The 26929-nt window shown below is 48.6% G+C and carries 23 protein-coding genes; 9 read left to right on the top strand and 14 right to left on the bottom strand.

The window, feature by feature from the left end; translation table 11 throughout:
* Positions 1-212 (top strand): hypothetical protein (locus H3001_RS19265; protein ID WP_219915837.1); only part of this gene is annotated, 212 nt, incomplete at its 5' end.
* Positions 213-314: 102 nt separating this feature from the next.
* Here H3001_RS19265 and H3001_RS04395 read toward each other — a convergent pair.
* From H3001_RS04395 to H3001_RS04420, 6 genes are all read right to left on the bottom strand, one after another.
* Positions 315-845: a methylglyoxal synthase gene (locus H3001_RS04395; RefSeq protein WP_178244159.1), complete on the bottom strand. Its 531-nt coding sequence runs from the start codon at positions 843-845 to the stop codon at positions 315-317.
* A 186-nt stretch (positions 846-1031) separates the two neighbouring features.
* Positions 1032-1295, bottom strand: a complete 264-nt coding sequence (locus tag H3001_RS04400; protein ID WP_181214179.1) for a hypothetical protein — start codon at positions 1293-1295, stop codon at positions 1032-1034.
* The gene (locus tag H3001_RS04405; RefSeq protein WP_178244158.1) at positions 1295-2194 is read right to left on the bottom strand and encodes a helix-turn-helix domain-containing protein; all 900 of its coding nucleotides are present in this window, start codon (positions 2192-2194) and stop codon (positions 1295-1297) included. Before H3001_RS04405 ends, H3001_RS04400 begins: the two co-directional genes overlap by 1 nt.
* Before the next feature lie 41 nt (positions 2195-2235).
* Positions 2236-3876: an efflux MFS transporter permease gene (locus tag H3001_RS04410; protein WP_178244157.1), complete on the bottom strand. Its 1641-nt coding sequence runs from the start codon at positions 3874-3876 to the stop codon at positions 2236-2238.
* 4 nt (positions 3877-3880) lie between these two features.
* Positions 3881-4963, bottom strand: coding sequence for an HlyD family secretion protein (locus tag H3001_RS04415; protein WP_178244156.1), 1083 nt, complete (start codon positions 4961-4963; stop codon positions 3881-3883).
* Positions 4964-5026: 63 nt separating this feature from the next.
* Complete coding sequence (locus H3001_RS04420; RefSeq protein WP_178244155.1) at positions 5027-6352, bottom strand: TolC family protein; 1326 nt, start codon at positions 6350-6352, stop codon at positions 5027-5029.
* Positions 6353-6641: 289 nt separating this feature from the next.
* Between H3001_RS04420 and H3001_RS04425 the strand changes: the two genes are divergently transcribed.
* The 3 genes from H3001_RS04425 (at position 6642) to H3001_RS04435 (ending at position 10829) form a co-directional block, all read left to right on the top strand.
* Positions 6642-8183: a phosphatase PAP2 family protein gene (locus tag H3001_RS04425; protein WP_246368474.1), complete on the top strand. Its 1542-nt coding sequence runs from the start codon at positions 6642-6644 to the stop codon at positions 8181-8183.
* Positions 8184-8251: 68 nt separating this feature from the next.
* Positions 8252-10354, top strand: coding sequence for a DNA primase (gene dnaG, locus H3001_RS04430; protein WP_181214180.1), 2103 nt, complete (start codon positions 8252-8254; stop codon positions 10352-10354).
* A 154-nt stretch (positions 10355-10508) separates the two neighbouring features.
* Positions 10509-10829 (top strand): cupin domain-containing protein, encoded by a 321-nt coding sequence (locus H3001_RS04435; RefSeq protein WP_178244168.1) that lies wholly within the window; start codon positions 10509-10511, stop codon positions 10827-10829.
* A gap of 230 nt (positions 10830-11059) precedes the next feature.
* Here the strand turns inward: H3001_RS04435 and kduI are convergent, their stop codons facing one another.
* The 5 genes from kduI to cls (H3001_RS04460) form a co-directional block, all read right to left on the bottom strand.
* A complete protein-coding gene (gene kduI / locus H3001_RS04440; protein WP_178244153.1) occupies positions 11060-11983 on the bottom strand; it encodes a 5-dehydro-4-deoxy-D-glucuronate isomerase in 924 nt (307 codons plus the stop codon).
* A gap of 52 nt (positions 11984-12035) precedes the next feature.
* On the bottom strand, positions 12036-13421 hold the full coding sequence (locus tag H3001_RS04445; RefSeq protein ID WP_181214181.1) for a PTS galactitol transporter subunit IIC: 1386 nt from the start codon (positions 13419-13421) through the stop codon (positions 12036-12038).
* Between the two features lie 12 nt (positions 13422-13433).
* Entirely contained in the window at positions 13434-14672 is a 1239-nt protein-coding gene (locus H3001_RS04450; protein ID WP_394367791.1) for a DUF4861 domain-containing protein, read from the bottom strand.
* 39 nt (positions 14673-14711) lie between these two features.
* The gene (locus H3001_RS04455; RefSeq protein WP_178244151.1) at positions 14712-15506 is read right to left on the bottom strand and encodes a gluconate 5-dehydrogenase; all 795 of its coding nucleotides are present in this window, start codon (positions 15504-15506) and stop codon (positions 14712-14714) included.
* Between the two features lie 382 nt (positions 15507-15888).
* Entirely contained in the window at positions 15889-17322 is a 1434-nt protein-coding gene (gene cls / locus H3001_RS04460) for a cardiolipin synthase (protein WP_181214182.1), read from the bottom strand.
* 222 nt (positions 17323-17544) lie between these two features.
* On the opposite strand from cls (H3001_RS04460), the gene cls (H3001_RS04465) reads away from it, so the two are divergent.
* The 5 genes from cls (H3001_RS04465) (at position 17545) to H3001_RS04485 (ending at position 23187) form a co-directional block, all read left to right on the top strand.
* Positions 17545-18858, top strand: coding sequence for a cardiolipin synthase (gene cls / locus H3001_RS04465; protein ID WP_181214183.1), 1314 nt, complete (start codon positions 17545-17547; stop codon positions 18856-18858).
* A 107-nt stretch (positions 18859-18965) separates the two neighbouring features.
* Complete coding sequence (gene metF / locus H3001_RS04470) at positions 18966-19919, top strand: methylenetetrahydrofolate reductase [NAD(P)H] (RefSeq protein ID WP_178244148.1); 954 nt, start codon at positions 18966-18968, stop codon at positions 19917-19919.
* Position 19920: 1 nt separating this feature from the next.
* Positions 19921-21048 carry a DNA polymerase III subunit gene (locus H3001_RS04475; protein ID WP_181214184.1) on the top strand — a complete coding sequence of 376 codons (1128 nt, stop codon included), beginning with the start codon at positions 19921-19923 and terminating at the stop codon, positions 21046-21048.
* A gap of 83 nt (positions 21049-21131) precedes the next feature.
* Positions 21132-22571, top strand: coding sequence for a PSP1 domain-containing protein (locus H3001_RS04480; RefSeq protein WP_181214185.1), 1440 nt, complete (start codon positions 21132-21134; stop codon positions 22569-22571).
* A 148-nt stretch (positions 22572-22719) separates the two neighbouring features.
* Positions 22720-23187: a gliding motility lipoprotein GldH gene (locus H3001_RS04485; protein WP_181214186.1), complete on the top strand. Its 468-nt coding sequence runs from the start codon at positions 22720-22722 to the stop codon at positions 23185-23187.
* On the opposite strand, the gene rodA is transcribed toward H3001_RS04485, so the two are convergent.
* Genes rodA through mreD form a run of 3 tightly spaced genes read right to left on the bottom strand, consistent with a single transcriptional unit; the run spans position 23119 to position 26904 of the window.
* Positions 23119-24573 carry a rod shape-determining protein RodA gene (gene rodA / locus H3001_RS04490; protein ID WP_178244144.1) on the bottom strand — a complete coding sequence of 485 codons (1455 nt, stop codon included), beginning with the start codon at positions 24571-24573 and terminating at the stop codon, positions 23119-23121. The genes H3001_RS04485 and rodA overlap by 69 nt on opposite strands.
* Positions 24554-26404: a penicillin-binding protein 2 gene (gene mrdA / locus H3001_RS04495; protein ID WP_178244143.1), complete on the bottom strand. Its 1851-nt coding sequence runs from the start codon at positions 26402-26404 to the stop codon at positions 24554-24556. Before mrdA ends, rodA begins: the two co-directional genes overlap by 20 nt.
* Positions 26404-26904 (bottom strand): rod shape-determining protein MreD, encoded by a 501-nt coding sequence (gene mreD, locus H3001_RS04500; protein WP_181214187.1) that lies wholly within the window; start codon positions 26902-26904, stop codon positions 26404-26406. The genes mrdA and mreD overlap by 1 nt, the downstream gene beginning before the upstream one ends.
* Positions 26905-26929: the final 25 nt, after the last annotated feature.

A 26929-nucleotide genomic window follows, 5' to 3' on the forward strand; every position in this document is an offset into this window, starting at 1 on the left:
AGTTTGATTCCCTAAGATACAAAAAATTAGGGAAACGGGCAAGTTCTGACTTAGTGAAGTTAGGGCTTGCCCGATTTTTTTTGCAGACACAAAAAAGGCCATCTCAAAGTATTTTGAGACAGCCTCTTTTTCTTTTTTTATCTATTTTAAAAAGGTTGAATACAGGAAGGGCTACGTGGTTCCCCAAAGCACCGCCCCCGTGGATGCCTTAAACCAAGACGAACCTCCACTTACAAAATACCCGGCCACTGTATCCTACAATGGCCGGGCAATATTTTTTTATTCAGCAAATCTACTCCGACAGCAGAATATTCCTATCCCTTTTTCTGCTTCTTTTTGCGCTTGGCCACCTGTTCGGCTGCCTCGGATACAATCTGTTTGTTCGCAAAACGCTGCGTATACTGCGTATAGTCAGGATGAATCCGCTCGTAATTCGGGTCGGAGAAAAGCGGACTGGTGATGATATGGTCGGCAGTCGAACGGTTGCAACAGAAAACAATATTCTCCACCCCTGCCAGTCGCGTAAGTGCCTTGACATCCGTATCGTGAGGCTGCAAGGTCATCGGGTCGGTAAAGAAAAACAAATAGTCAATCTCTCCCTCCACAATGCGCGAACCGATCTGCTGGTCACCGCCCAACGGACCTGATTTCAGAATCACAATATCCCATTCCACATCAGGGTGCTTCTCCTGAAGCGCCTTTTTAATCAGCGAACCGGTAGTACCAGTACAATAGAACTTATGTCCCATCAGACGTTCTGAATTCCACAGAACCCATTCTATCAAATCTTTCTTCATGGCATCATGTGCCACGAGTCCAATCTTGCGTGTAACAGTCTTTTCCATAACATTAAAATAAATTATTCAGTCCATTCAAACACAGACTGAATCAAATGAAAACCTGAAAACTTTTAATCCTTTTACTTGATAAATCTAATATCTATATTACAAATAAACGGAATTTAGTCCTAAAAAGCAAATAAAATGCAATAAATATCACAGAAACGACAAGCAAAATGACATTTAATTGATTTACATCATCCCAAGACAGATATATACCCATAATGAAACATTCCTGAAAGAAACCCGACATGAATGCATTCCGGCAATCTTCTGTTCTTCAACCCCCATACGCAGGTCGAAGAACCTCCGCAGGAAGGTCGGACAACCCTCAATGGGAAGTTGCCCGACCTTCCTGCGGAGGCCAGTCAGAAGCCGAAAGTCCTTCAGCAACAAGACCATCAGCGACAACCATCTCTTCAATAATACTTTCCAGACGGTTTCTTTCACCAGCATTAATGCGAATCAGCCTCATCCGGCAGCTCTCCCTTCTGCAAACGATACTGCATGGGAGAAAAGCCCGTCTGTTTCTTGAAAAAGGTTCCAAAATAAGAAGCATTAGGGAAATTCATCTCATCTGAAATTTCCTGGATAGGCTTCTGTGTATTTTTCAACAGAGAGATACACTTTCGGACAATCGCTTTGAATACCAGTTCCTGGACCGTATATCCACTGATTTGCTTTGAAACCTGCGACAGATATTTCGGAGAAAGACAAAGTTTGTCCGCATAAAACTCTACTCCTCTCTCCTGCATGTAATACCGGTCAATCAGATCGATCAACTTCATGAACACTTCGTTCTTATGACCTACTTTTTCACTGGCCGTCTGAAGTTTCCGGCTGTAAATAGAGCATAGTCTGTGCGTCAGAGCCAGCAACAGCAGTTTGCATTCGTAGGAAGCCATCACATTGCTCCGGGCAGCTTGTGCGCTTTCCAGCAAGGACATATACTTCAGAACCTCCTCCTCTTCGCCCGTCTTCCACACGTAGCAGGGCTCTGCCGACAACTGCGAATAGGGGTACATGGAAAGTACCAAAGTGCCCATGATATCTCGGATAGGATCTACCTGATACACAAAGACAAAGACCTCCAGTCCGGGATCCTCTTCCAAGATCTGCAAACAGGAATATTCCGGAATGAAAAGTGTTTCACCGGCTGTGGCTGAATACGGTTTTCTGTCCAGCATGAACCGGAAACCACCTCCGTTACAGACAATCAGTCCGATACCATTCACCATATAAGGTGTTCTGAATGCCTCAGGGAAAGTATGCAGTACTCCCCCTGAAGAACAGATATATGCATTGCCTAATAAGGCTTCATTCAATTTTTCCAATCTTTCCTGACAGTGGTTCATGGCGACATATTTTAAAGGAGAATCCCCCCTGGAACATGCCGCTAAGTTAATAATTTTCGTTTAGGATAACGCAGGACCAGTACAAATATTGCACAAGCCATACAGCCGTAGAATGTCCATCCGGACATCTCTTTCACAGCCGACAGTGTGGCCTGCACCTGTACTTTCCCCTTTGCCGACAACGCAGCCATCTGTGCTGCCTCCGTCTCACTCTTTCCCTGGAGCCTCATGCCCATAGCTGTCTGTTTATAGGAGAGGGAAGATTCGGGGCTGACCCCATCTACTCCGTGAGCATAACGGGTAACATAATACTGCTGGCGCTCCTGGAGCACGTTGGTATACAGAGCCACTCCCGTACCCGGCCCCAGCACCATACGCACAGTCAGCATGATGCATACCCAGGTAGAAAGATATTTGTAAGGCATTCGCTGATTGGCATATACAGCTGTCAGGGCATACAGAATCACCATTCCCACCGAACGGATAATGATGGGATACTTCATCCGCTCATACAGCCCCATGGTCTGCACCTCGAAATACATGAACAGGGCAGCAAGGCCAATGAACAGGAAACCCATGGCAAAGAGGTACTTGAAATGTACTCCCTTATTGCGCAGCACTAGAATGAGAACGATGCCGATGGCATACCCCGCCAGACACCAGTTGCCCAGCGTAGCATTCTGCCAGTTGTCTATCTTCATGCCCACTCCGGTAAAGACATTGACCAGCATCGAACTGGAATTGAGTACCATCAGCAGGAAAAACAGGACAATCCCGACACGGATGGTACGCAGCTTGAAAATATCCAACAAGAAGTAAGGCGAACGGCGGGTAGACTCCATATAAAGGAAAATGCCGCCCGAAGCAAAGGCCAGCGCCGTAGCCCAGCAGATGGAAGGATCGTCATACCAGTCGAGCACCTTGCCGTATACCAGTACATAAACGACCGAAACCCACAGCACGGAGAAGATGACCACATTGCCGAAGTCACGAAAATTGATGGGAAAGCGCTGCCCCACATATGTATGAAAAGGCATCGTAATGAATATGAGTAAAATAGAGACCAGCAACATTCCCATCATATAATAGTAGACATACTGCCATTCGTATTCATAGGCCAGCCAGGCAGTGAGCCAGGTACCCATCTGCCCCAGGATCATGAAGAAAAGGTAAATCATCGGCTGACTGTTACTCTTCTCCACATCAAGTTTATCCCATCCGGCCTCATCCTGCGGCTCCAGACCCGGAGTTATGTTACGGGTAGCCTCCATACCGAAGGCATACCTGATCAGTGTAAACAGGTTGACCATCATCAGCACCATCCGGAAAAATCCCATAATGAGACTGCAGAGGGCAAGGATAAAGATGCTGTCGGTCACCGCGCACACATAGCTCAGCCCGTACATGATGGAAAATCCGACCAGGCACATCAGTTTCTCCCGGCGAATGCACACCAGGCGATAGAAAAACGGACAGAATGCCGCCATTCCTACCGAGGTCACAAAGCCGGCAAACTGGATGTGTTCGGAAATGATACCCAGTCCGCTCATCATCTCACCGCTGTTGGAGGTATAGACCCCTCCCACAGTCAGAATCGGCAGAAACAGGAAAAGCAGGATGACAATTCCTACGGGTTTGGGTACCCAGTTATAGAACGGATAATTTTTAGGATAAGAAGCCATAATCTTAAAGTTTTGCTTTCACGACCACCATCATTCCGGCAGCCAGTCTTTCATTTTCTTCTTTTGACAAATTGACAAAGTCAATGCGTACAGGGATGCGCTGCTGAATCTTCACAAAGTTGCCTGCCGAATTATCGGTCGGTACCAGTGAATACTTGGACCCGGTAGCTCCCGAGATGGCCGTAATCACTCCCTCAAATTCCTTGTCGCTGACCGCATCGACCGAAATCGTTACCTTCTGTCCTTCCTTCAGGTTTTCAATCTGAGTTTCCTTATAATTGGCAATCACCCATTTCTGCGTTTCGGGGATGATGTAAGTAATGGTCTGTCCGGCATTGATAAACTGTCCTTCTTCCAGGGCACGGCGTCCCAACTGTCCGTCGCAGGGGGCCACTACCACCGTATAAGAAAGATTCAGCCTTGCCATATCGAGCGCAGCCTGTGCACGCTGGATAGCTGCTTCGGTGTTGACCTTTCGCTGTGAGACCTCATTGACACCCGACTTGGCAGCCCGCTGCTGACGCTTTACAGCTTCCAGTTTTTTCAAGGTAGCCGCATATTCCGTTTCAATCTGCTCCAGCTGAATCGGCGTAGCGGCATTCCGCTTCACCAGATTCTGATAACGCTGACGGTCTTTCTCCAGTTTCGCCAGTCGGACCTCAATTTCCGCTATGGAAGACTCGAAGACTGCCGCATTGTTCTGCGTCGTCTGCAAGGTCGCATCGATTACCGTCGCTCCCGCCATCGCATCCTTCAGTGCAGCCTCGGCCTCCATCACCCGGATACGATACTCACGGTCGTCGAGTACCAGCAGCGTATCCCCTTTCTTCACATGTTGATGTTCCGTAAAGCAAATCTGCTTGATGTATCCCGAAGCCCTCAGGTTAACGGGTGATATATACTGTTCAATCTGAGCGTCATTGCTTGTTTCAGTCTGCTTGTAGTCTAAGAACAGAAAGACTACCTGAACCAGTCCAATTGCCAGCACCAATACCCCCAGCAGACTGGCAATCTTCTGCCAACGACGTAATTTCCTTAATTTCTGTGCTTTTTCCTGATGTGTATTTGAAATATTTGTTGTTTCCATAATGATTCTTTTATTATTGGTTATCTAATGATGGTAATGAATAAATCTATTTTCTGCCTGCCGTCAACGAAGCAGGGTATCCAGTTTCCCGGTCAGCTTGAGCAAGGTCAGGTTGTTCAAGCGGTACGAATAATGCGCACTGATGTAATTGTTCTGCGCCTCGGTCATCCTCATTTCATCCTGCAAGACCTCCGTCATCGAGGCAATGCCTTCCTTATACCGGCTGCTGGTCACCTCATACACGTCTTCCGACAACAGATAATTGTCTTTCTGCTTCCGGAAGTTGCGCTGACTGTTCATCAGATCGTTCGTGGCATTCAGGTACTGCGTCTGCAAGCTCTTCCTTGCATTTTCTTCTGCCAAGGTAAAATTGGCCACATCCAGCTTTGCTTTTTTCAGTTTCTGCCGCTTATCGAGCCCGTCGAATATCGGTACCTTCAGAGACACCCCAATTCCGTAAGAACGGTACCACTTGTTGGAAGGGTGACTGTGAAACCAGTGATATCCCTTATCCGTATATGCTGAAAAAGAAAGATTCCCCACCAGACTCAAAGATGGCAGATAGCCGTGTACCACTGCCTGCTGCTGCTTTCCGGCCAGTTCCTTCTGTGAGCGTACCAGCTGCAGTTCATATAGATCTTCCGAGAGTCCGGAAAGTTCAGCCGTAGCAATCTGTTCCGTATTGACAGGCTCCGGAAGAATCTCCTTGTCGGCCGGATAATCCATCAGGTACTTCAGCATATTCATCTGCTGGGTGAACATTGCCTTTGCATTATCGTACTGTACACGCAAGTTCTCCAGATTGATGTTTACTCGTTTAACATCCACCTCAAGCGCCATGTCGTTGTCGTAAAAGGCCACCGTAATATCCTTCAGTTCCTCCAGTCGGCGGATATTTCCTTCCACCAGCCGCAACTGCTCGGCAGTAGTCTGCCCCAGGTAATACATCTTCGTAATCTCCATGATCAGGTCCTCACGCGCCTTTCCGTAATTCTGACGGTTCATACGGTCGGTGATACGGGCAATGGAAACTGCCGTATAAAGGGTCTGGTTGTAAAGCGGCATCTGCAACTGAATTCCGGCATTCGCCGTATACTGCAGTGTCTGTGTGACATTGTATGGCACCCCGAAAGCACTCCCGTCGGTCACAGATACCGGAGGATCAATGTTGTCATTAAAATTGGCGAAACCGTTAATCTGAGGCAATAGCCTTGCCCGGTTTTCCGAAAGCGTATATTTCCCTTTTTCCATATCATTCCGCTTGGTCTGCAAAGAAAGGTTATTCTCTATACCTATATTCAGACATTCCTCCAAGCTCAACACTTCTTGACTGTTACCTTGAACAATCCCCGCTCCTAGTAAAGCAAATATGAACAATATCTTTCTCATAAATTATGTTTTGTAAGACATTGCAAATGTATATATTAACAACTTTACAAGTCTCTTTATATTGTTTGCAAGAATGTTCATATTTTCGCTATTCACGGTTTGACTGAGTATTTTTTCATCCCTCAAAGCCGACAGCTGCTCTGCTGCGTTACTTCTTCCCCTCCTTTCCCCACGGATTTATTGTAATTTATATACATTTTTTATACTCTTATTCCCCGTAAAACAATTATATTTGTAAAATCAATTTTTACAAAACTATTCAGACTTAATTCTATCAGACTTGACAGCTATGAAAAGAGCATTATTGTTTGCCCTTGTTTATGGCTTTTTCACGACTTGCCTGTATGCACAGCACGTACCGGAAGGTCTTGAAAAAGCAGATTCAACCGCCTCCTCCCCACCAACAGCCGGAGAGTATTTCCAGAGCCGCATGTCACTCATGGGGATTCCGCTGATTGCCTCCGGACTGATTGCCCAGCGCCAAAATGAGAATTTCAAGGCGCTGAGAAACCGTTTCGACGAAAAGTTCCATCACCGCTACGACGATTACCTGCAGTATGTGCCGCTGGCAAGTACCTGGGTCATGAAGGCGGCAGGGGTGGAAAGCCAGAGTTCCTGGAAGGAACTGGCACTCAGCAATACGTTTTCGGCCCTCCTCATGGCGGGCTGCGTGAATGCGTTGAAGTATACGGTCAGGGAAGAAAGACCGGACCAGAGTTCGCGCAACTCCTTTCCTTCCGGTCATACGGCTACGGCTTTCATGGGAGCCACCATCCTGCACAAGGAATACGGCAGAATCAGTCCGTGGATCAGCATCGGAGGATATACGCTGGCTGGGGTGACCGGAGTGATGCGCCAGTTGAACAACCGCCACTGGGTGGGCGACGTACTGGTGGGGGCAGGTATCGGAATCACGACTACCGAACTGGGGTATTTCCTCTCGGACGTGGTACTGAAGCCCCGGCATGCCACCGGCTATTCGAGGGATATCAGCGATACTTCTCCTTCGTTTCTGGGATTCGACTTGGGAATGCGGACGGGACCGTCGGTACTGAAGAGCCCGGAGATATACGATACGGAAAACGGGACTCCGCTGGACATGCGGCTGAAGATAGGCAGCAATACGGTGGTAGGAGTAGAAGGGGCTTATTTCTTCAATTCGCTGTGGGGAATAGGCGGAAGGGTACGGATTGCCACGCTCCCGATTACGGCAGACATTCCGGCGGACAACCTGGAGCTGTTCGACCTCGATTCGGACCGGCTGAACGGGGCTCCGGTAAATATGTTTCTCTTTCACGGACTGGAGTCCGACCACCTGGGAATCTGCGACACCGACCTGGGTGTGTATTTCTCGCTTCCGTTCGGACAGCGTTTCCGGGCAGTGACGAAGTGTCTGATCGGCAGAAGATGGAATGCCGGATTCAGCCTGAACTCCATCAGCAGCATCAATCCCGAAATCTTCGACAGGACGAAGGTTTCCGAGAGTGAATATCAGAAATATTACCGGGAGGACGTGGAGTATTACATGGCACAGGAGAATATCACGGACCGGCGCACCTTGCTGGCCACGGAGTTTGTGGACGAGGAATTCCTGAACATACGCAGAGGGTCGACATTCAAAGCCGGAACCGGTATCTCCCTGCATTATCAGTACAAGGACAATGCGGCCTTCAAGATATTCTGCGACTATGATTACTCGAACCTGAAACTGACGTACGAGTTCAACAACTCCTGGGCAGACGAGCACGGAAACACCACTACCCGGATTTACCGGCAGCGGACACCGATGCACAACCTGACGTTCGGCTCCTCCATCCTCTTCCTGTTTTAAAAAGGACACACAACGGAAGTCGGGAATGAACGGATATTGAATTATTTTTCGTAATTTCGTGGCTTGATATGATAGACCAAGCCACCATAGACCGGATATTGGATGCAGCCCAGATTGTGGATGTTGTATCGGAGTTTGTTACCCTGCGCAAGCGTGGGGTGAACTACATCGGCCTGTGCCCTTTCCACAATGAAAAGACACCTTCGTTCAGTGTGTCCCCCAGCAAGGGAGTATGCAAATGCTTCAGTTGCGGAAAGGGCGGAAACGTGGTGCATTTCATCATGGAACACGAACAGATGTCGTATTACGAAGCCCTGAAATGGCTGGCCAAGAAATACAACATCGAAGTGAAGGAGCGGGAGCTGACCGACGAGGAGAAGCAGGCACACAGCCTGAGGGAAAGTCTGTTCGTCGTCAACCAGTTTGCTGCGGAATATTTCCAGGATGTATTGTACAACCAGCTGGAGGGACAGCGGATCGGTATGACGTACTTCCGCAGCCGGGGATTCCGGGATGACATCATCCGGAAATTCCAGTTGGGATACAGTCCGGACAAGCGTACGGCACTGGCAGATACGGCCTTGCAGAAAGGCTATAAGGAAGAATTTCTCGTCAAGACCGGACTCTGCTACCGAAAGGACGACGGAAAACTGCACGACCGCTTCTGGGGACGTGTCATCTTTCCGGTGCATTCGATTTCGGGCAAGGTAGTGGCTTTCGGCGGACGTGTGCTGAGCAGTGCGACCAAGAACGTACAGATGAAGTACGTCAACTCCCCGGAATCGGAGATTTATCACAAAAGCCGGGAGTTGTATGGTATCTTTTTTGCCAAGCAGGCCATCGTACAGCAGGACCGATGTTTCCTGGTAGAAGGATATACCGACGTCATCTCCATGCACCAGAGCGGCATAGAGAATGTGGTGTCCTCATCGGGTACGGCACTGACTTCCGATCAGATCCGGCTGATACATCGCTTTACCAATAACATTACGGTACTTTATGACGGGGACGGAGCCGGTATCAAGGCCAGTATCCGCGGAATTGACATGCTGCTGGAAGAGGGCATGAACATCAAGGTGTGTCTTCTCCCCGACGGTGAAGACCCTGACAGTTTTGCACGGAAGCACAACGCGACGGATTACCAGGCTTACATCAACGACCATGAGGTGGATTTTATCCGCTTCAAGACCAACCTGCTGATGGAAGAGGCCGGAAAGGACCCGATCAAGCGGGCGGCCCTGATTTCTAGCATCGTAAAGAGCATCTCTGTGATTCCCGACTCCATTGTCCGTTCGGTGTACATCCGCGAATGCAGTCAGCTGCTGGAAATGGAGGAAAAGATTCTGGTGGAGGCTACTGCCAAACTGATTGAGCAGGCCCACGAGAACCGTTTCAAAGAGGCGGAAAGGAAGAAGCAGCGCGAAGAGCGGGAAAAGCAGGCACTGCTGGCAAAGGAAGAAAGCGAAAAAGCGCCGGACACAGGAACAAACGGTGAGAACCGGCCCGCAGAAACCGGTGAAAATACAGTACTTCCGGCAGAAGAAGCCATTCCCCTGCCCGTAGCCCCCGAAGATACGTACCGCTCGTTTATTCCGGCAGAAGGCAACGACCAGAAACTCTTCTACCAGAAAGAACAGGAGCTGGTCAAGATGCTGGTGCGCTACGGAGAGTGCGTAATGTGTTACATCGAGGACGAAAACGGAGAGGCCGTACCTTATAAGGTGGCCGAATTCATTATCGATAACCTGAAGGAAGACAACCTGCAGTTCCACAGTCCCCTGCACCGGAAGATGCTGAGGGAAATCGAACAGCAGCTGCAGAACCCGAACTTCATCGCAGAAAAGTATTTTGTGGCTCATCCCGATCCGGAAATCAGCAGGCTCGCAGCGGAAATTGCCAGCGACAGGTATCAGTTGAGCAAGTACCACTTCAAGGCACAGAAAATCGTAACCGACAAGGAGCGGTTGCACGAACTGATTCCGAGACTGGTCATCGACTTCAAGATTTCGATTGTCGACGAGGAGATGAAGCAGACTTTGCGCGAGCTCTCGGAACCTGCTGTACAGAACGATCCGGAACAGTCCAGAAAAATCATGCAGCGGTACATCGAACTGCAGCAGATACAGAGTGCCATGGCCAAACGTGCGGGAGAACGCATCCTGCTGATTTAAGCATTCAATGTCAATATCAATAATATAACACACTATGAAAACAAGATTATTTTCGTTTTGCATGGCTTGTCTGGCATTCATGCCGGCCACTTATGCCATGGAAAAAATGAACGAGCCGCAGAAGGCTGTAGAAAAGACATGCAGTCTGGCCTTTATGTTCGACAGCGAATCGGAATGGGAGGCTACCGGAGACAAGGGTGTAGTACGCAAGATATTGGGCTACAACGGACAGGTAATGATGGTGAAAATCAAATTTGACAAAGACGCTGTGGGAGCGACTCACCGCCACTACCATACACAGGTGACATACGTAGTCAGCGGAAAGTTCGAATTTACCATCAACGGAGAAAAGAAGGTAGTTTCGGGCGGTGATGCACTTTACATGGAGCCGGATGTAGAACACGGATGCAAATGCCTCGAACCGGGAATGCTAATCGACTGTTTCTCCCCGATGAGAGAAAGTTTCCTGAAATAATACCACACGGACAGTTGCATACGGACGGAGGATTCACCCCAACTGCGGACTGAAGGACACTGACCGTACCTCTACAGGTTGCAGATAATATGATTTGCAGCCAGCCGATAACCGCATTCATTCTGTTCCGTGTGAACCGGATAATAAAACAGCCTGCCATTGAGAGAGTCACTCATCAACGGCAGGCTGTTATTTTATGCCTGTACCAAAAGGATAAATATCCTTCGGTATTATCTCATTTCAGTATAAGAAATCTTGTCCATATCTCCATAGTCCAGGTTTTCACCGGCCATACCCCAGATAAACATGTAGTTGCTGGTACCTGCTGCAGCATGGATAGACCATTCCGGAGACATTACAGCCTGTTCGTTAGCCAACCACAACAGACGTTCTTCCTGAGGTTCACCCATCAGGTGGCAAATCATGTTGCCCGGAGTCAGGTTGAAGTAGAAGTAAGCCTCGATACGACGAGAGTGAGTGTGAGCCGGCATGGTGTTCCATACGCTACCCGGTTTCAGTTCAGTCAATCCCATCTGCAACTGGCAAGGACCTTCCTGAAGTACGTTCTTCACGATCAACTGGTTGATGACACGGTCGTTGCTGTCTTCCATCTTTCCGGCAGCGAAAGAGTTGGCTTTCAGTGAACCTTTTCTTCCGTCCAAAGTAATCAGCTGAGTCTTGTAAGACTTGTGAGCAGTAGCAGAGTTCAGATAGAATTTAGCAGGCTTAGAAGCGTCCTTGCTCTTGAAAGTCACCTTCTGGTTGCCGCTTCCTACATAAAGCGCTTCCTTGAAGTTCAGTGTATATTCCTTACCGTCTACAGTCACGATACCTTCGCCACCCACGTTGATGACTCCCAGCTCACGGCTGAACAGGAAGTAAGGTGCCTTCAGGTTATCAATGGTTTCCAGAGTCAGTTCTTTGTTCACCGGCATCGCACCACCGAAAATGAAACGGTCGTACATAGAATAAGTCAGGTTGATTTCATCGGCAACCAATACTTTTTCCATTACGAAACTGCTGCGCAGTCTCTGAGTATCATAAGTCTTCACATCCTGAGGATGGCATGCAGTCTGTACACTTACACTCGCAATCTGGGCATTGGCAGTAAACGCTGCAAAACCCATCATCATTGCAATCGCTAATTTTTTCATATGCTTCTTGTTTATTTAGTGATTAATTATTTTAGTAAACACAACGGTCCGATCAGTTCTGACGGCTTTCCTTGATGATTCTCCGGCGGTTGAAGATAGCCAGTCCCAAAGTAAAGATGACCAGGATTCCTGTACCCACAAGTTTCATGTTATAGATGGCATAGAAAATCACCCAAGAGAAGATGCTGGAAGCGAAGTCGAGCGCACCGCCCTGGAAACCTTCCGGAATCTTCACAGCTGCATCACCTGTCTTCACATATACGTCCTGTGCAGCCTGAGTAAAGAACGGAGCCAGGTCGGTTACGAAATAAAGACCGATTACCAATACTACCAGACCGATGATGAAAGTCTTCAGTACATTACCCTTAGTGATAGGCAGGACTGCCGGGAAAAGATAGAACATACCGGCCAGTGAAGCCAATGGCAGGAACTGGTTGCCGGGCAATACTACAGAAAGGAAGAGTGCCACCGGAATCAGCAACAGAGAAACTACCAGGGTAGTCGGATGACCGATAACCAGTGCCGGGCTCATACCGATGTTCAGTCCTGAAGCATTCTTGAATTTCTTTGCAATCAGTTCACGGGTAGCGTCAGAAATCGGACGAAGACCTTCGATGAACAGTGCAGTAATTCTAGGAATCAGCTCCATTACGGCTCCCATCTTGATACCCAGACCCAGAATGGCAGGAATACCGTCTACCAGTTCTTTGCCGTCCTTGCAGGCCAGCGCTCCGATACCGCAGCCTACTACCACTCCCAGGAAGAGAGGCTCGCCCATGATACCGAATTTTTTCTTCATGCCTTCCGCATCGATATTCAGTTTGTCAAATCCCGGAATCATATCCAGCACCTTGTTGACAACCAATGCAAACGGAACGAATCCCTGACAGAAAGGCTGAGGGATGGAAATACCGTCCATTTTCTCGTAATATCCCTGGAACTGCTTGCAGGTCAGGTCGGCCATTACCAGCGTAATGATGTAGCAGATGACTGCAGCAAAGAATCCCCACCAGATATTATCAGTAGCGAAATAAATCACCGCACCGATAAAGGCAAAATGCCAGTAGTTCCACAAGTCAATGTTGACTGTCTTGGTAGTCTTGGTCAGCAGCATGACAATGTTGACTGCCAGACACACCGGGATGATGAATGCTCCTACCGAAGTATTGTAGGCTACCGATGCGGCAGCCGGCCATCCCATATCAAAAATACCCAAACTCAATCCGTAAATTTCTGTCACTTTCTTCAAGGGATCCCCCAAGCTGCTGGTAAGCAATCCGGTGATGACTGACAGTCCCACAAAACCGACACCTACCAACAATCCGCTCTTCAGCGCCTTGCCGAACTTGATACCGATACATACTCCCAGAATTGTAAATAAGATAGGCATCATTACGGCGGCTCCCAAGCCTATGATATAACTAAAAACTTGTTCCATAAATTCATTTAACTATTTAACTTCTACGTGTAATGGTTTCTCAATCTTACGCGCGTATTCTTTCAAATACTGTTTCCATGTTTCCATGTCGGGCATATCCGCCTTGCTCCATCCGCTTCCCCAATAATATACATAGGAAGCTCCCGGCTGGTAAGTGGTATATCCCAGCAAATGTCCGATGGCACCCGGACGCTGTGCCTTCTCTTCCTCAGAGAACCACTGAACTCCTGTATTCTCCAGTGAAGGTTCGAAAGCAGCTCCTACAAAAATCACACCGTTCTTATTCTGTGTATTATTGGTAGAATCGGCATATGCGATGTATCTTTCTTCTGTACTGAAAGCATAACCGTCAGGATGCTGCGGATGCAGTACGATACCGGTCACCACGGTTGAGGCACCCGATAAGTTTTCGTAACGGATTTCCGTTTTATTCAGGTACGATCCCTTATCCAGCGTAATGATTCGGGTTTCTACCACATTCGAATCATTCTTGACTACCGAAGGATGATAGGTCAGTTTCACAGAAAAGCGCAACGGACCATTGTCCAGGATGGCATACTCTTTATAACAATATGGATAAATAATCGTTGAATCTTCCATAAGTGCAGCCGTACCTCCTCCCAGAGTGGCACCTACGCTGTAACAGTCCATACCGTTGCCATGATCGACATGGTAAGACTTGGTATTCAGCAAGCTGTCGGCCTTTTCCTTTTGTCCCTGTTCTCTAAGAAGACGTATCTGCGCAATGGTTGCAGAGTCAGTTTCCATCTTGTATCTCTGCTCTACAACGGGTTCTGACACCGACTTAGTGAAGACATCATATCCATAAGATTTTTCTCCGGTTTTCTGAAGTGCCGGTCCATAGGCTCTGTATGCAGCCTTGTCATTTTCCCAAGCAATGTCATCCAGACGATTCGGGTACATTTTTCCGCACGCAATCGTATCCACTTTTTCCGGAACTCCCGCCGATACAGTATATACCACTGCCTGATTCGGACCTACCGTAGCCGGAAAGATCAGCAAACTATCATGAGTAATCTGATAAGGCACCTGATTGTGCTGCGCATCGGTCACTACCCATTCCCCATTGGCAGCAGCCAGTTTTTCCAGATTCCGTACAGGAATCTCAACCATTTCGTTTTCACGGTTTAAATCTGTAGAGTTGGTTACAGTAATCTCTACAGTCTGCTTGTTGGAAGAACATCCTGCCAGGCAGCAGGCTGCCAGCAGGACGTTCATTGATTTAGTAATAAGACTCATCCGTACTTATATATAGGTTATATTACAATGTTATTTAGGCTGCTTACCGATATAAGCCAAAATACCACCATCTACATACAATACATGACCGTTTACAAAGTTAGATGCGTCTGAAGCCAAGAATACAGCCGGACCCATCAGGTCTTCAGGATTACCCCAGCGAGCAGCAGGGGTCTTAGCGATGATGAATGCATCGAACGGATGACGAGAACCGTCAGCCTGAGGCTCACGCAACGGAGCAGTCTGAGGAGTTGCGATGTAACCCGGGCCGATACCGTTACACTGGATGTTGAATTCACCGTATTCAGAAGCGATATTGCGAGTCAGCATCTTCAAGCCACCTTTGGCAGCCGCATAAGCAGAAACTGTTTCACGACCCAGTTCACTCATCATAGAACAGATGTTGATGATCTTACCGTGACCTTTCTTGATCATTGCAGGGATCACAGCCTTAGAAACGATAAACGGAGCGTTCAAGTCTACATCAATAACCTGACGGAATTCAGCTGCAGACATTTCGCACATCGGAATACGCTTGATGATACCTGCGTTGTTTACCAGAATATCGATTACACCTACTTCTTTTTCAATCTGGGCAACCATGGCATTTACAGCTTCTTCATTGGTTACGTCGCATACATAACCGTGAGCTTCGATACCCAGTTCCTTGTATGCAGCCAGACCTTTGTCGACCAATTCCTGCTTAATATCATTGAATACGATTGTAGCACCAGCCTGAGCAAAACCTGTTGCAATAGCGAAACCAATACCATAAGAAGCTCCAGTTACCAAAGCTATCTTACCTTCAAGTGAAAAATTAACCATACGTCGTTAAAAGTTTTAATTTAATTAATCAATATATCTTTTGAGTGTTACAAATTTAGGCTGAAAAATTGAGAATCTGCCATTTTAGGCCAATTCTTTTGTATATGTTTGTACAAAGAAATGATAATTCTGTTCAATCTTCCGGATTTTTTGTGTTCGTTAACAGAAAATCGCGGCAAACGTTTTGAAAGGGGCTGTTCACAGGGATTGACGACTGGATGTAAAATAAAAAATAACTGCAGACCCTAACGCTCCTTCTTCTCCCGGAAAAGCCCTGTTCGGAACCAGCCGCCGACTGATGAAACAGCCTGCACTTCCCTCTTTCCGGAACTTCACCTTCCCCCATTTTCCAGGAGGCTTCTCCCCATGACTCTTTTCGAACTTACAGCAAAGGAGCGAACAGGCGCACGATGGACTCCGTAGCTTTATTCATCCGGGAGCGCTTGCCCCAGACCTTGGACGAAAGCAGCAGGCTGTCCTTCTGGTCTGCCAGAAAAATATTCTTCATCCGCAACACGGTCGGACGGTCATAGAAAAAAGCATTGGCCTCAAAGTTGTGTTCGAAACTGCGGAAATCCATATTGACCGACCCGACCGAAGCGACCTCATCGTCAGAAACCATCATCTTGGAATGCAGAAAGCCTCGCCGATAGAGATAGACCTTGACTCCGGCTTTCAGCAGGTCGTCCATATACGAAAGCGATCCTTTATGGGCAAGGAAGGTATCTCCCCGCTTGGGCAGCATCACCCGCACGTCAACTCCGGCAAGGGCAGCTATCTGAAAAGCATTCATGACCTCATCGGTTGGCAGGAAATAAGGAGACTGTACGTAAAAATAATGGCGGGCACGGGTCAGCCCGAGAATAATACCCTGCATCATGTCATGCCATTCCCCTACGGGATGCGAGGTGACTATCTGAGCCACCGAATCGCCGGCATCCTCAATTTTCGGAAAGAACTCCGCCGCCGTCAGCAAGGTACGGTCCATGGCATACCAGTCGGTCAGAAAGGCCGTCTGCAAACCGTATACGGCCTTGCCGGTGATCCGCACGTGGGTATCTCTCCACTTTCCCCACCCCAGTCCGTGCAGGTAGCGCTCGGCAATGTTCATGCCTCCGATGAAACCGACCTTTCCGTCGATGACCACTATCTTGCGATGGTTACGGTAATTGACTTTGCTGGTGAAACGGGGAAAACGGACTTTCAGAAAGCTTTGGACCTCGATTCCCTCACACAACATGTCGTCGTAAAACATCGGACTGACTTTCCAGCATCCGACGTCGTCGTAGAGCAGGCGTACCTGAACACCCTGTCTGACTTTATCAATCAACAGGTCCCGAAGCAGCCTTCCCATCGGATCGTCTTCGAAAATATAAAACTGAAGATGAATATGATGGCGGGCCTGAGCTATCGACCTGATCAGTTCCGACAGCATCGTATGACCGTCGGTAAACACATCTACCTTGTTTCCGGAAAACAACAGGGCCGAATTTACCCTGTAAAAGAAATCACCCAGCCGGTTCAGTTCCGACCACTGGAAGGAAGTATCCTGCTGCTGAAAAGCCTGCACCGGACGCTTGCTCAGTCTCGAATACCCTTTACGGGTAATCAGGCGTTCCTTTCGGGTACTCCTCCCGAGGAAATAATACAAGAACCATCCTATTACCGGCAGGAAAAAAAGGACCAGAATCCATGCCATCGTCTTGACCGGATTCCGATTGTCCAATATCACGATGAAAATAGTTACCAGAATCACCGCCAAATAAAGTACATGGAACAATCCCGAAAAGACTTCATTTATTACAGCAGCATCCATACCCCGTTCAATTATCCAATTTTCAACAAATTTATAAATTTTATCCCACAAAAACAAACGAACCTGCAGTCACCCACGGCTTTCCGCCCGACAATAACGGCTTATTTTCAGTTGATTTGTCCGTTTTTATGGTCTAAAAATACATAAATGCCGAGTAAGAAAGAGGGAAATGACCTTTTCTTGTTTTTATTTTATATTTTTGTCCTCCTAAAATTAAAGCACATGATATATAAAATTAACTGTTGGAAGAAATACCACTACATATACATATTGTTGCTGTTTTGGGGATGTATCTCCTTTTCCTGTAGGCTATCGGCCAACACCCCGGACAGTTTGGACAACTATTTTAAAAATTATATCTCTTCGGATACGCTGTTTGTCCGTTATTTACAGGAACAGCACATCAAAACCACTTTCCACAATGAGTTGGAACTGCTGACGAGCGGAAGAGAAAAGTTCGAACACCTGTTCCGTGAGATAGAAAAAGCCAAGAAACACATTCATCTGGAATATTTTAACTTCCGGAATGACTCTATCGCCCGCGAGCTGTTTGAAATCCTCATCCGGAAATCCGAAGAAGGAGTCAAGGTCAGAGCCATGTTCGATGCCTTCGGAAACATGTCGAACAACCGCCCTCTGAGAAAAAAACACCTGAAGATACTCCGCGACAAAGGAATTGACATAAGGGTATTCGACCCGATCCGTTTTCCCTACATCAACCACGCATTCAGCCGTGATCATCAGAAGATTGTCGTCATCGACGGAAAAGTTGGCTACACCGGAGGAATGAACATTGCCGATTATTACATCAACGGCCTGCCCAAGGTCGGTCAGTGGAGAGACATGCACGTGTGCATCAAAGGTCCGGCAGTGGAAGAACTGCAGAAAGCCTTTCTGCACACCTGGAACAAAGAAACCAGACAGCACATCAACGGTCCGGAGTTTTTCCCTTTTACCGCAGCAGCCACACAGGCCGACTCCACCCGGGGAAGCCAGGTAGCCATCGTGCAGCGGATACCGAAAGAGACCCCGGAAGCGATGCGGGATGCCTATATTGCAGCCATCAACTCCGCACGCCATAAAATACAGATTATCAATCCGTACTTTACTCCGACGGCAAGCATACGCAAGGCATTGGAAAAGGCCATCAAGCGGGGAGTACGGGTAGACATCATGATTCCGGGAAAATCGGACATTCCCTTTACGCCTGATGCCGCCCTCTACATCGCCAACTCACTCCGGAAGAAAGGAGCCCACATCTACATCTACAACGGAGGATTTCATCATTCCAAAATCATGATGATAGACGAACGCTTCTGCACGGTAGGCAGTACCAACCTGAACAGCCGGAGCCTGAGATACGATTATGAAATCAATGCATTCATCCTCGACCTGCCGGTGACGGCCGAACTGACAGAGATTTTCCGCCAGGACAAGGCAGACAGCACCGTCCTTACCAAGGAAGAATACAAGAAACGCAGCATCAGGAAACGTATTTTAGGCTGGTTTGCCCATTTGTTTACTCCCGTTCTCTGACATCGGCTCATAAAATATCTTTTCAGGACATCTGTTAGAAAGTACCACATTTTTTTGTATTTTTGCGAAAGTGCAATTAAAATTCAAACAGATACAAAGATAACGAAATGAGAGTAATCGATTTAATCACATCACGACCTGAGCCTATGTTCTCTTTTGAACTGCTTCCGCCTATTAAAGGAACAGACATAGAGAAGCTCTATCAGGATATTGAGACTTTGAGGCCGTTCAACCCACAATATATCAATATAACCACCCACCGCAGTGAATACGTATATATGCCCCTGCCCGACGGACAGTTCGAACGCCGACGGATCCGCCGCCGTCCGGGAACGGTAGCCGTAGCGGCTGCCATCAAAAACCGCTATGACATTACGGTGGTACCTCATCTGCTGTGCAGCGGATTTACTCAGGAAGATACGGAATACATGCTCCTCGACCTGCAGTTCTTAGGCATCACCGACCTGCTGATTCTCCGGGGAGACAAGGCCAAGCACGAATCTTCCTTTGTTCCGGAACCGGGAGGACATGCACATGCTCTCGACCTGGAACGGCAGGTGAACGACTTCAACCGGGGGGTGTTCATCGACGGTTCTCCCATCAAGGCACCGCTTCATCCTTTCAGCTACGGAGTAGCCTGCTACCCGGAAAAGCACGAAGAGGCCCCCAACATGGACATGGACATCATGTACCTGAAGCAGAAGGTAGAAGCCGGAGCGGAATATGCCGTTACCCAGATGTTCTTTGACAACCGCCGCTACCTGGAGTTTGTGAAACGGGTACGGGAAGAGGGTATCCACATCCCTATCATCCCCGGAATCAAGCCTTTCAGCAAACTGTCACAGTTGAGCGTCATTCCGAAGACCTTCAAGGTCGACCTGCCGATGGAGCTGGCTGCCGAAGCGGTAAAATGCAAGGACGACAGTCAGGCCAAGCAACTGGGTATCGAATGGTGTATCCACCAGTGCCGTGAACTGATGGCCCAGGGAGTTCCCAGTCTTCACTTCTACACGGTAGGAGCGGTAGACAGCGTAAAACAAGTAGCCGAAAAAATTTTCTGATATGTTATTGCAAGATGTCATCGGTCAACATAAAGTAAAAGAGATCCTCCTTTCCATGTTACGTGAGCAGCGAGTTCCTCACGCTATCATGCTGTGCGGAGCCGAAGGTACCGGAAAGATGCCTTTGGCACTGGCTTTCGCAACCCTGCTGTGTTGTGAAAACCCGCAGCACGACGATGCCTGCGGACAATGCCCCTCGTGCGTGAAAATGAGAAAACTCGTACATCCGGATGTACATTTTGCCTTTCCTGTCATCAGGAAAAAGCCCGGACGCCCCGTGGTTTCCGACGATTGGATAGAGCCCTGGAGACAGATGCTGACAGAATCTCCTTACTTCTCCCTTTCCCAATGGATGCAGCGCATTGAAGCGGGAAATGCGCAACCCGGCATTTTTGTGGACGAAAGCGATGAGATTTACCGGAAACTGTCGCTCAAGGCCTCGCAGGGAGACCGGAAGATCATGATTATCTGGCAGCCGGAAAAAATGAACGCGGAATGCGCCAACAAGTTATTGAAACTTCTGGAAGAGCCTCCCAAGGGCACCGTCTTTCTGATGGTGACGGAAGAACCCGACATGGTACTTCCCACACTGGTAAGCCGTATGCAGCGCATCAACATCCCCTTACTGGAAGAAAGCGACCTGAGCCAGATGCTCGAAAAGCGGTACATGCTCCCCCCCACTGATGCAGCCGATATCGCACACCGTTCGGAGGGAAGTGTACTGAAAGCCCTGGAGACCATCCATACGCACGAAGAAAACAATATCTTCTTCGACCTGTTTGTCTCACTGATGCGCCTTGCCTATGCCAGACAGATCAAAGAAATGAAAGCCTGGAGCGAGCAGCTGGCCGGAATGGGAAGAGAAAAGCAAAAGCGCTTTTTATCCTACTGCCAGCACATGCTGCGCGAGAACTTTATCTACAACTTCAGGCAAAAAGACATGAACTACCTGTCGGTTTCCGAACAGCAGTTTGCTGTCAGGTTCGCCCCTTTCATCAACGAAAGGAACGTGATAGGTATTCTGACCGAAATCGAACTGGCTCAAAGACACATTGAGCAGAATGCCAATGCCAAATTTGTATTCTTCGATTTCTCACTGAAAATGATTGTATTACTAAAGCAACCTTAATATAAACCTAATATAAAGAATATCCTCCGGGGCCTGCCGATACGAAGCGACGGACCGGAGAGTCTGCATAAAAAATAATATATATGAGTAAGTTCCTGCTGAAAAACGGAAGTGGAAGTCTGTCCTGCAAAGGCTGTGGCAGACAGAACAACAAATTAAATACATACGACTGGCTGGCAGACATTCCTGCCGATCCGGAAGAACAAGATATGGTGGAAGTGCAGTTCAAGAATACCCGAAAGGGATATTACAAGAACAGCAACCGTCTGAAACTGGAAAAAGGGGATATCGTGGCTGTAGAAGCCAGTCCCGGTCATGACATCGGAACCGTCACTCTGACCGGACGGCTGGTGTTGCTGCAGATGAAGAAAAGCGGCATGAAACCGGACGCTGAAATCAAGCGTGTCTACCGTAAGGCCAAACCGGTGGACCTGGAGAAATACGAGGAAGCCAAGAGCCGCGAACATTCCACCATGATCCGCTCCAGACAGATTGCGGCCGACCTGGGTCTGCAGATGAAAATCGGTGACGTGGAATATCAGGGAGACGGCAACAAAGCCATCTTCTACTACATTGCCGACGAGCGTGTGGACTTCCGTCAGCTTATCAAGGTGCTTGCCGAAGCCTTCCGGGTCCGTATCGAGATGAAACAGATCGGAGCGCGTCAGGAAGCCGGCCGTATCGGAGGTATCGGTCCTTGCGGACGCGAGCTGTGCTGTGCTACCTGGATGACCAGTTTCGTATCGGTTTCAACCAGTGCGGCAAGATATCAGGACATTTCACTGAATCCGCAGAAACTCGCCGGACAGTGTGCCAAGCTGAAATGTTGCCTCAATTATGAAATCGATGCATACGTAGAATGCCAGAAGCGCTTGCCAAGCAAGGAAATCACGCTGGAAACACAGGATGCGACTTATTTCTACTTCAAGGCAGACATTCTGAAGGGAGTCATCACCTATTCTACCGACAAGAACTTCCTGGCCAATGAGGCAACCATTACTGCCCGCCGTGCCTTTGAAATCATCAACATGAACAAACGGGGTGAGAAACCGGAAAAACTTCAGGACGACGGACATACTGAGACCAAGCAGTCGAAGGACTTGCTGGAGCAGGAAAGCCTGACCCGTTTCGACAAGAACAAGGCAAGCAAGAACCGGAAAAAGAAAAAAGGAGAAAAGCCAAATGCTCCGGGCGTGAAGAACGAGAAAAAGAACGGAGAAAAGAAAAAAGGAGGAAATAACGAGCCTCAGCACAAAGAAGTGAACGGTGTTTCTCCGGAAGCTGAAAAGACGAATCAGCCCGCAAAGAACGAAAAACCGGTCAAGGCAGAAAATGCCAAGCGTCCCCCTGTTGCCTCGGAAAACGGCAATGCACCGCGTCCTGCCGCACGACAGGAAAACAAGAAGAACAACGGAGGAAAGAACAACCGCAACTTCAACCGGAAACCGGCCAATGAGCAGGCTGGAGATAAAAAGCCGGCCGGTCCTAAGGCCGTAGCAGAAAAAGAACAGCCTATTTCCTGATTACTTTACAATTTCTGTCTGATACATCACCTGTATCAGGCAGAAATGATATGTCATCCCACTGAGTATGTATAACGTTTTTCATTTTTTTACCCGACACTTACGGTCACTGTCCGTATGCATCTGCCTGTGCAGTCTGCTGATAATCATGACAAGCGGCTGTCAGCCTTCTCCCCAATACCACTCGTACCAGCAGGTCGGTCCATCGTGGGAAAATAAAGATATGCTTTCTTTCCAGCTTCCCCACTCACTTACGCTTCCCGGCACCTATTCGCTGGAAATCGATATCCGGCACACCATACGCTATCCTTACCGTGACATCTGGCTCGCCTTGAGCCGTCCGGCACAGCCCGATCTGCCTGCAGATACCTTTCATCTGTATCTGTCGGACGAGGAAGGCAACTGGAAGGGCAATGGAAAGACACTGATTCAGTACGTACAGACTGTCGGTACCATCCGCCTGCAGGAGACCGATTCCATTCTCCAGCTTATCCACCTCATGAAAGAGAATCCGCTGGAAGAAGTCAGTGACATCGGTATCTGCCTCTTACCCCTCACGGGAAGCATCGATACGCAGAAAGACGAAAAGCAGGATGGTGAATCCCCACAGGGATGATCCTCCATAACTGAAGAAAGGCAAGGGAATACCGATTACAGGAGTAAGTCCCAATACCATCCCCACATTGACAAACAGGTGGAAGAAAAAGACACTCAGCACACAGTATCCGTACACCCTGCCAGAGCGGGAACTCTGCCGCTCGGCCAGCCAGATCAGGCGCCAGATGAAAACCGAGAACAAAAGAATGACAGCAGATGCTCCTACGAAACCCTGCTCCTCACCCACCGTACAGAAGATAAAGTCGGTATCCTGTTCCGGCACATATTTCAGTTTGGTCTGGGTACCGTTCAGAAAACCTTTTCCCAGGAAACCGCCCGAACCGATGGCAATCTTACTCTGGTTGACATTATAGCCCGCTCCCGTCGGATCGTCCTCCATACCCAGCAGCACCTTGATTCTCACCTGCTGATGCGGCTCCAGCACATCATTAAAGACATAATCGGCCGAATAGAAAAAGCCTACAGAGCCCAGGGCAAAAAACAGGATATACAGATAGCTCCGGAGTCTTTCCCTCAGGAAGAGATAAACCAGGTAGATGCACAATGCCAGAAAGACAAACGCCTGCAAGACGGCCACGTCGTAAGGAATTACGTACAACGAGAACAGAACTCCCAGCAATATGGTACCAAGGCCTGCCAGCAGGATATAACCGAAAGCACGACTGTAATTCTTTCCGTAGGCCTTCACCAGCAAGGCCGAGAAGATAACAATCAGGGTCATCACCGAGAAATCGCCCCACGAGGTACATTCGTCGGGCATCATGACCTCACTGAAACGGATACCCACAATAAAATAGACTACCGCACAAATACCGGAGAACAATACCGCTCCGGTCATTCCCTCCCGGTACAACACCAGGAAAAAGGAAAGATACACCAGTGCAGAACCCGTCTCCTTCTGACACACAATCAGCACCATCGGTACCAGAATGATTCCCAATGCCATCATCAGGTTCTTTCCCTTCTCCATCGAAAAGGTATATTCACCGATATACTTGGCAAGTGCCAGGGCCGTAGCAAACTTGGCAAATTCGGCAGGCTGCAGACTCACCGGTCCCAGCACGATCCACGAACGCGACCCCTTGATTTCATGAGGATTGAAGATGGTTCCGAACAGCAGAAGCAATAAGATGCCATAAATCAGATAGGCATAAGTATCATAGAAGCGCTCCTCAATCATCAGCAGCACGAAGCCCAGACCGAAGGAACACCCGATCCACATCAACTGCTTTCCGGCACGGGTAGACAGACTGAAGAAATCAGGGTCACCGTAGTCGTAGCTGGCTCCACAGATACTGAGCCAGCCACACATGACCAGTATGACATACAATGCAATCGTCCACCAGTCCACCGTCTTCCATATACTATCTTTCCTGTAAGCCATAATCAATTCTTCTTTTCTGAATATCCGTAGCCAATACCTCGTCTTCCGGGCTGAGTTTTCCCTTTAAATACTGTTCAATCATCAGACGGCCGATAGGAACCCCGTACGTAGCTCCCCATCCTCCGTTTTCCACATACACCGCAATGGCGATTTTAGGGTTGTTCATCGGAGCAAATCCCATGAATGCCGAATGGTCCTTTCCATGGTTCTGGGCCGTTCCCGTCTTGCCGCACACCTCAATGTCCGGCAAATTCGCCATCCGGCAGGTACCTCCCGTCACAGCGGCCCTCATGCCCTGCACCACTTCATCGTAATGACTGGCATCCACCTTGGTATACCGGCGCTGGGTATACAGCGAATCAAGAGCCTCTCCTTCCACCTTTTTCACCACATGAGGTGTCACGAAATATCCTCGGTTGGCAATGGTCGCCCCCAGATTGGCAATCTGAAGAGGAGTTGCCGTCACCTCACCCTGTCCGATAGAGATACTGATGACAGTCAGCCCGTTCCAGGACCCGCGATACGCCTTATCATAAAAATTCGCATTCGGAATCATTCCACGCTTCTCACCGGGAAGGTCGATGCCCAGCGTATAGCCGAAGCCCATCGAAACCATGTAATCACGCCAGGTATTCATGGCCTTCTGCACCGTACCGTATTTCTGGCGTGCCCCGATCATATAATACAGTCCCCAACAGAAATAACCGTTGCAGGAAGTCGCAATGGCAGGCACCAAAGACAAAGGCGAAGGGTGTCCGTGACAACCCACATGCAGTCCCTTATACGAAAATCCCCCGAAACAAGGATAACTGGTACCCGTATTGATAATCCCTTCCTGAAGGAAGGTCAGCGCCTGAGTCGTCTTGAACGTCGATCCGGGAGGATAAGTACCCATAATTGCCCGGTTCAGCAACGGCTTCCAGGGATCGCGTGCCATTTCATTGTGATTCTTTCCCCGGTTTCGTCCAATCATCATATGAGGGTCGTAAGAAGGCGAAGACACCATGCAGAGCACCTCTCCCGTCTCCGGTTCGATAGCCACGATACTTCCGATTTTTCCTTCCAGCAGACGCTCACCCAACATCTGCAAGTCGATATCCAGACTCAAAACCAGGTTCTTTCCCGGGACGGAAGGCTTGTCGAACTTTCCGTTCATATAATTTCCCTGTATTCTTCCGTGAGCATCCCGCAGCAGTACCTCTACCCCTTTTTCACCGCGCAACTGCTTTTCGTACGACCGCTCCACTCCCAGTTTCCCGATGAAGTCTCCCGGCAGGTAATACTCATCGTCCTCCATTTCCGACTTCGAGACTTCCGCAATATCCCCCAGGATATGGGCCCCCGCATTGTAATTATACTGACGGATGGTACGCCGCTGAATGTAAAAGCCCGGAAATTTGAACAGTTTTTCCTGAAAGACCCCACAGTCTTCGGCCGAGAGCTGGGTCATGAACACCTGATTCGTATAAGGAGAATACCCCGGGTTCAGCCGCCGGTTTTTCATGTCCCGGAAACGGTTGCGGACAAACTCCGGCGTAAGGTTCAGGGTCTGGCACAAATCGGCCGTATCCAGACTCACCATCTCCTTCATGACCACCGTAATGTCATATGCCGGCTGATTGTACACCAGCAAACGGTCGTTGCGGTCGTAAATCACCCCTCGGCTGGGATACTGTATTTTCTTCAGGAAAGCATTACTGTCGGCATTCTTCTTATAATCATCGCTCATGATTTGCAGGAAGAACAGCCGCACGATGAACAGGAGAGCGACGAAGAACACGGCCCCCCCGATGACATATCTTCTTTTTACCAGATCATAGTTTCTGTCCACTATCTTTTCCTCCTAGCCATATCAACACATACCACACAGATTACCGTCACGCACACATCCGAGAGAATCTTCCACAGCAGGTTCTTCATCTGCCACAGTGAGAAAGCATCGATCAGATGCAGCAGCGTGATGTGAATAAAGACACAACTGATGACGTATCGCAGAAAAGGCGAGGTTCCCATCGTACGCATGCCCGGAGCATAATCTTCCGTCATTCCCCGCAGCGTCTGCATACGCAGCAGTCCGTTACGGACAAAAGCCAGAAACGTACTGGCCGCCGCATTCATTCCCGGAGTATTACTGAAAATATCCACGCACAGCCCCAGGAAAAAAGCCTGCAACATCAGTTGTTTGCGGGAAGTCTCCGTGCGCTGCATCAGTATAAAGTACACATACAGTACCGGAGTCGCATAACCGGATATATGCACCCGGTTGAGCACCAGCACTTGCAGCAATAAGAAAAAGACAAACCAGGCAGAACGATATACTAACTGTATCATAAAAGTTCACACTAAACGTCAATAA

This window comes from Phocaeicola faecicola (assembly GCF_013618865.1).
Taxonomy (GTDB): Bacteria; Bacteroidota; Bacteroidia; order Bacteroidales; family Bacteroidaceae; genus Phocaeicola; species Phocaeicola faecicola.

Excerpts from the sequence above, each read along its gene's own strand:
- H3001_RS04445 (WP_181214181.1), bottom strand. The coding sequence starts at position 13,421 with ATGGAACAAGTTTTTAGTTATATCATAGGCTTGGGAGCCGCCGTAATG.
- rodA (WP_178244144.1), bottom strand. The coding sequence starts at position 24,573 with ATGGCTTACAGGAAAGATAGTATATGGAAGACGGTGGACTGGTGGACG.
- H3001_RS04420 (WP_178244155.1), bottom strand. The coding sequence starts at position 6,352 with ATGAGAAAGATATTGTTCATATTTGCTTTACTAGGAGCGGGGATTGTT.
- H3001_RS04425 (WP_246368474.1), top strand. The coding sequence starts at position 6,642 with ATGAAAAGAGCATTATTGTTTGCCCTTGTTTATGGCTTTTTCACGACT.
- H3001_RS04480 (WP_181214185.1), top strand. The coding sequence starts at position 21,132 with ATGAGTAAGTTCCTGCTGAAAAACGGAAGTGGAAGTCTGTCCTGCAAA.
- mreD (WP_181214187.1), bottom strand. The coding sequence starts at position 26,904 with ATGATACAGTTAGTATATCGTTCTGCCTGGTTTGTCTTTTTCTTATTG.
- H3001_RS04475 (WP_181214184.1), top strand. The coding sequence starts at position 19,921 with ATGTTATTGCAAGATGTCATCGGTCAACATAAAGTAAAAGAGATCCTC.
- metF (WP_178244148.1), top strand. The coding sequence starts at position 18,966 with ATGAGAGTAATCGATTTAATCACATCACGACCTGAGCCTATGTTCTCT.
- H3001_RS04405 (WP_178244158.1), bottom strand. The coding sequence starts at position 2,194 with ATGAACCACTGTCAGGAAAGATTGGAAAAATTGAATGAAGCCTTATTA.
- dnaG (WP_181214180.1), top strand. The coding sequence starts at position 8,252 with ATGATAGACCAAGCCACCATAGACCGGATATTGGATGCAGCCCAGATT.
- cls (WP_181214183.1), top strand. The coding sequence starts at position 17,545 with ATGATATATAAAATTAACTGTTGGAAGAAATACCACTACATATACATA.
- H3001_RS04395 (WP_178244159.1), bottom strand. The coding sequence starts at position 845 with ATGGAAAAGACTGTTACACGCAAGATTGGACTCGTGGCACATGATGCC.
- H3001_RS04485 (WP_181214186.1), top strand. The coding sequence starts at position 22,720 with ATGACAAGCGGCTGTCAGCCTTCTCCCCAATACCACTCGTACCAGCAG.
- H3001_RS04435 (WP_178244168.1), top strand. The coding sequence starts at position 10,509 with ATGTTCGACAGCGAATCGGAATGGGAGGCTACCGGAGACAAGGGTGTA.
- H3001_RS04400 (WP_181214179.1), bottom strand. The coding sequence starts at position 1,295 with ATGCTGGTGAAAGAAACCGTCTGGAAAGTATTATTGAAGAGATGGTTG.
- H3001_RS04415 (WP_178244156.1), bottom strand. The coding sequence starts at position 4,963 with ATGGAAACAACAAATATTTCAAATACACATCAGGAAAAAGCACAGAAA.
- H3001_RS04455 (WP_178244151.1), bottom strand. The coding sequence starts at position 15,506 with ATGGTTAATTTTTCACTTGAAGGTAAGATAGCTTTGGTAACTGGAGCT.
- kduI (WP_178244153.1), bottom strand. The coding sequence starts at position 11,983 with ATGAAAAAATTAGCGATTGCAATGATGATGGGTTTTGCAGCGTTTACT.
- H3001_RS04410 (WP_178244157.1), bottom strand. The coding sequence starts at position 3,876 with ATGGCTTCTTATCCTAAAAATTATCCGTTCTATAACTGGGTACCCAAA.
- cls (WP_181214182.1), bottom strand. The coding sequence starts at position 17,322 with ATGGATGCTGCTGTAATAAATGAAGTCTTTTCGGGATTGTTCCATGTA.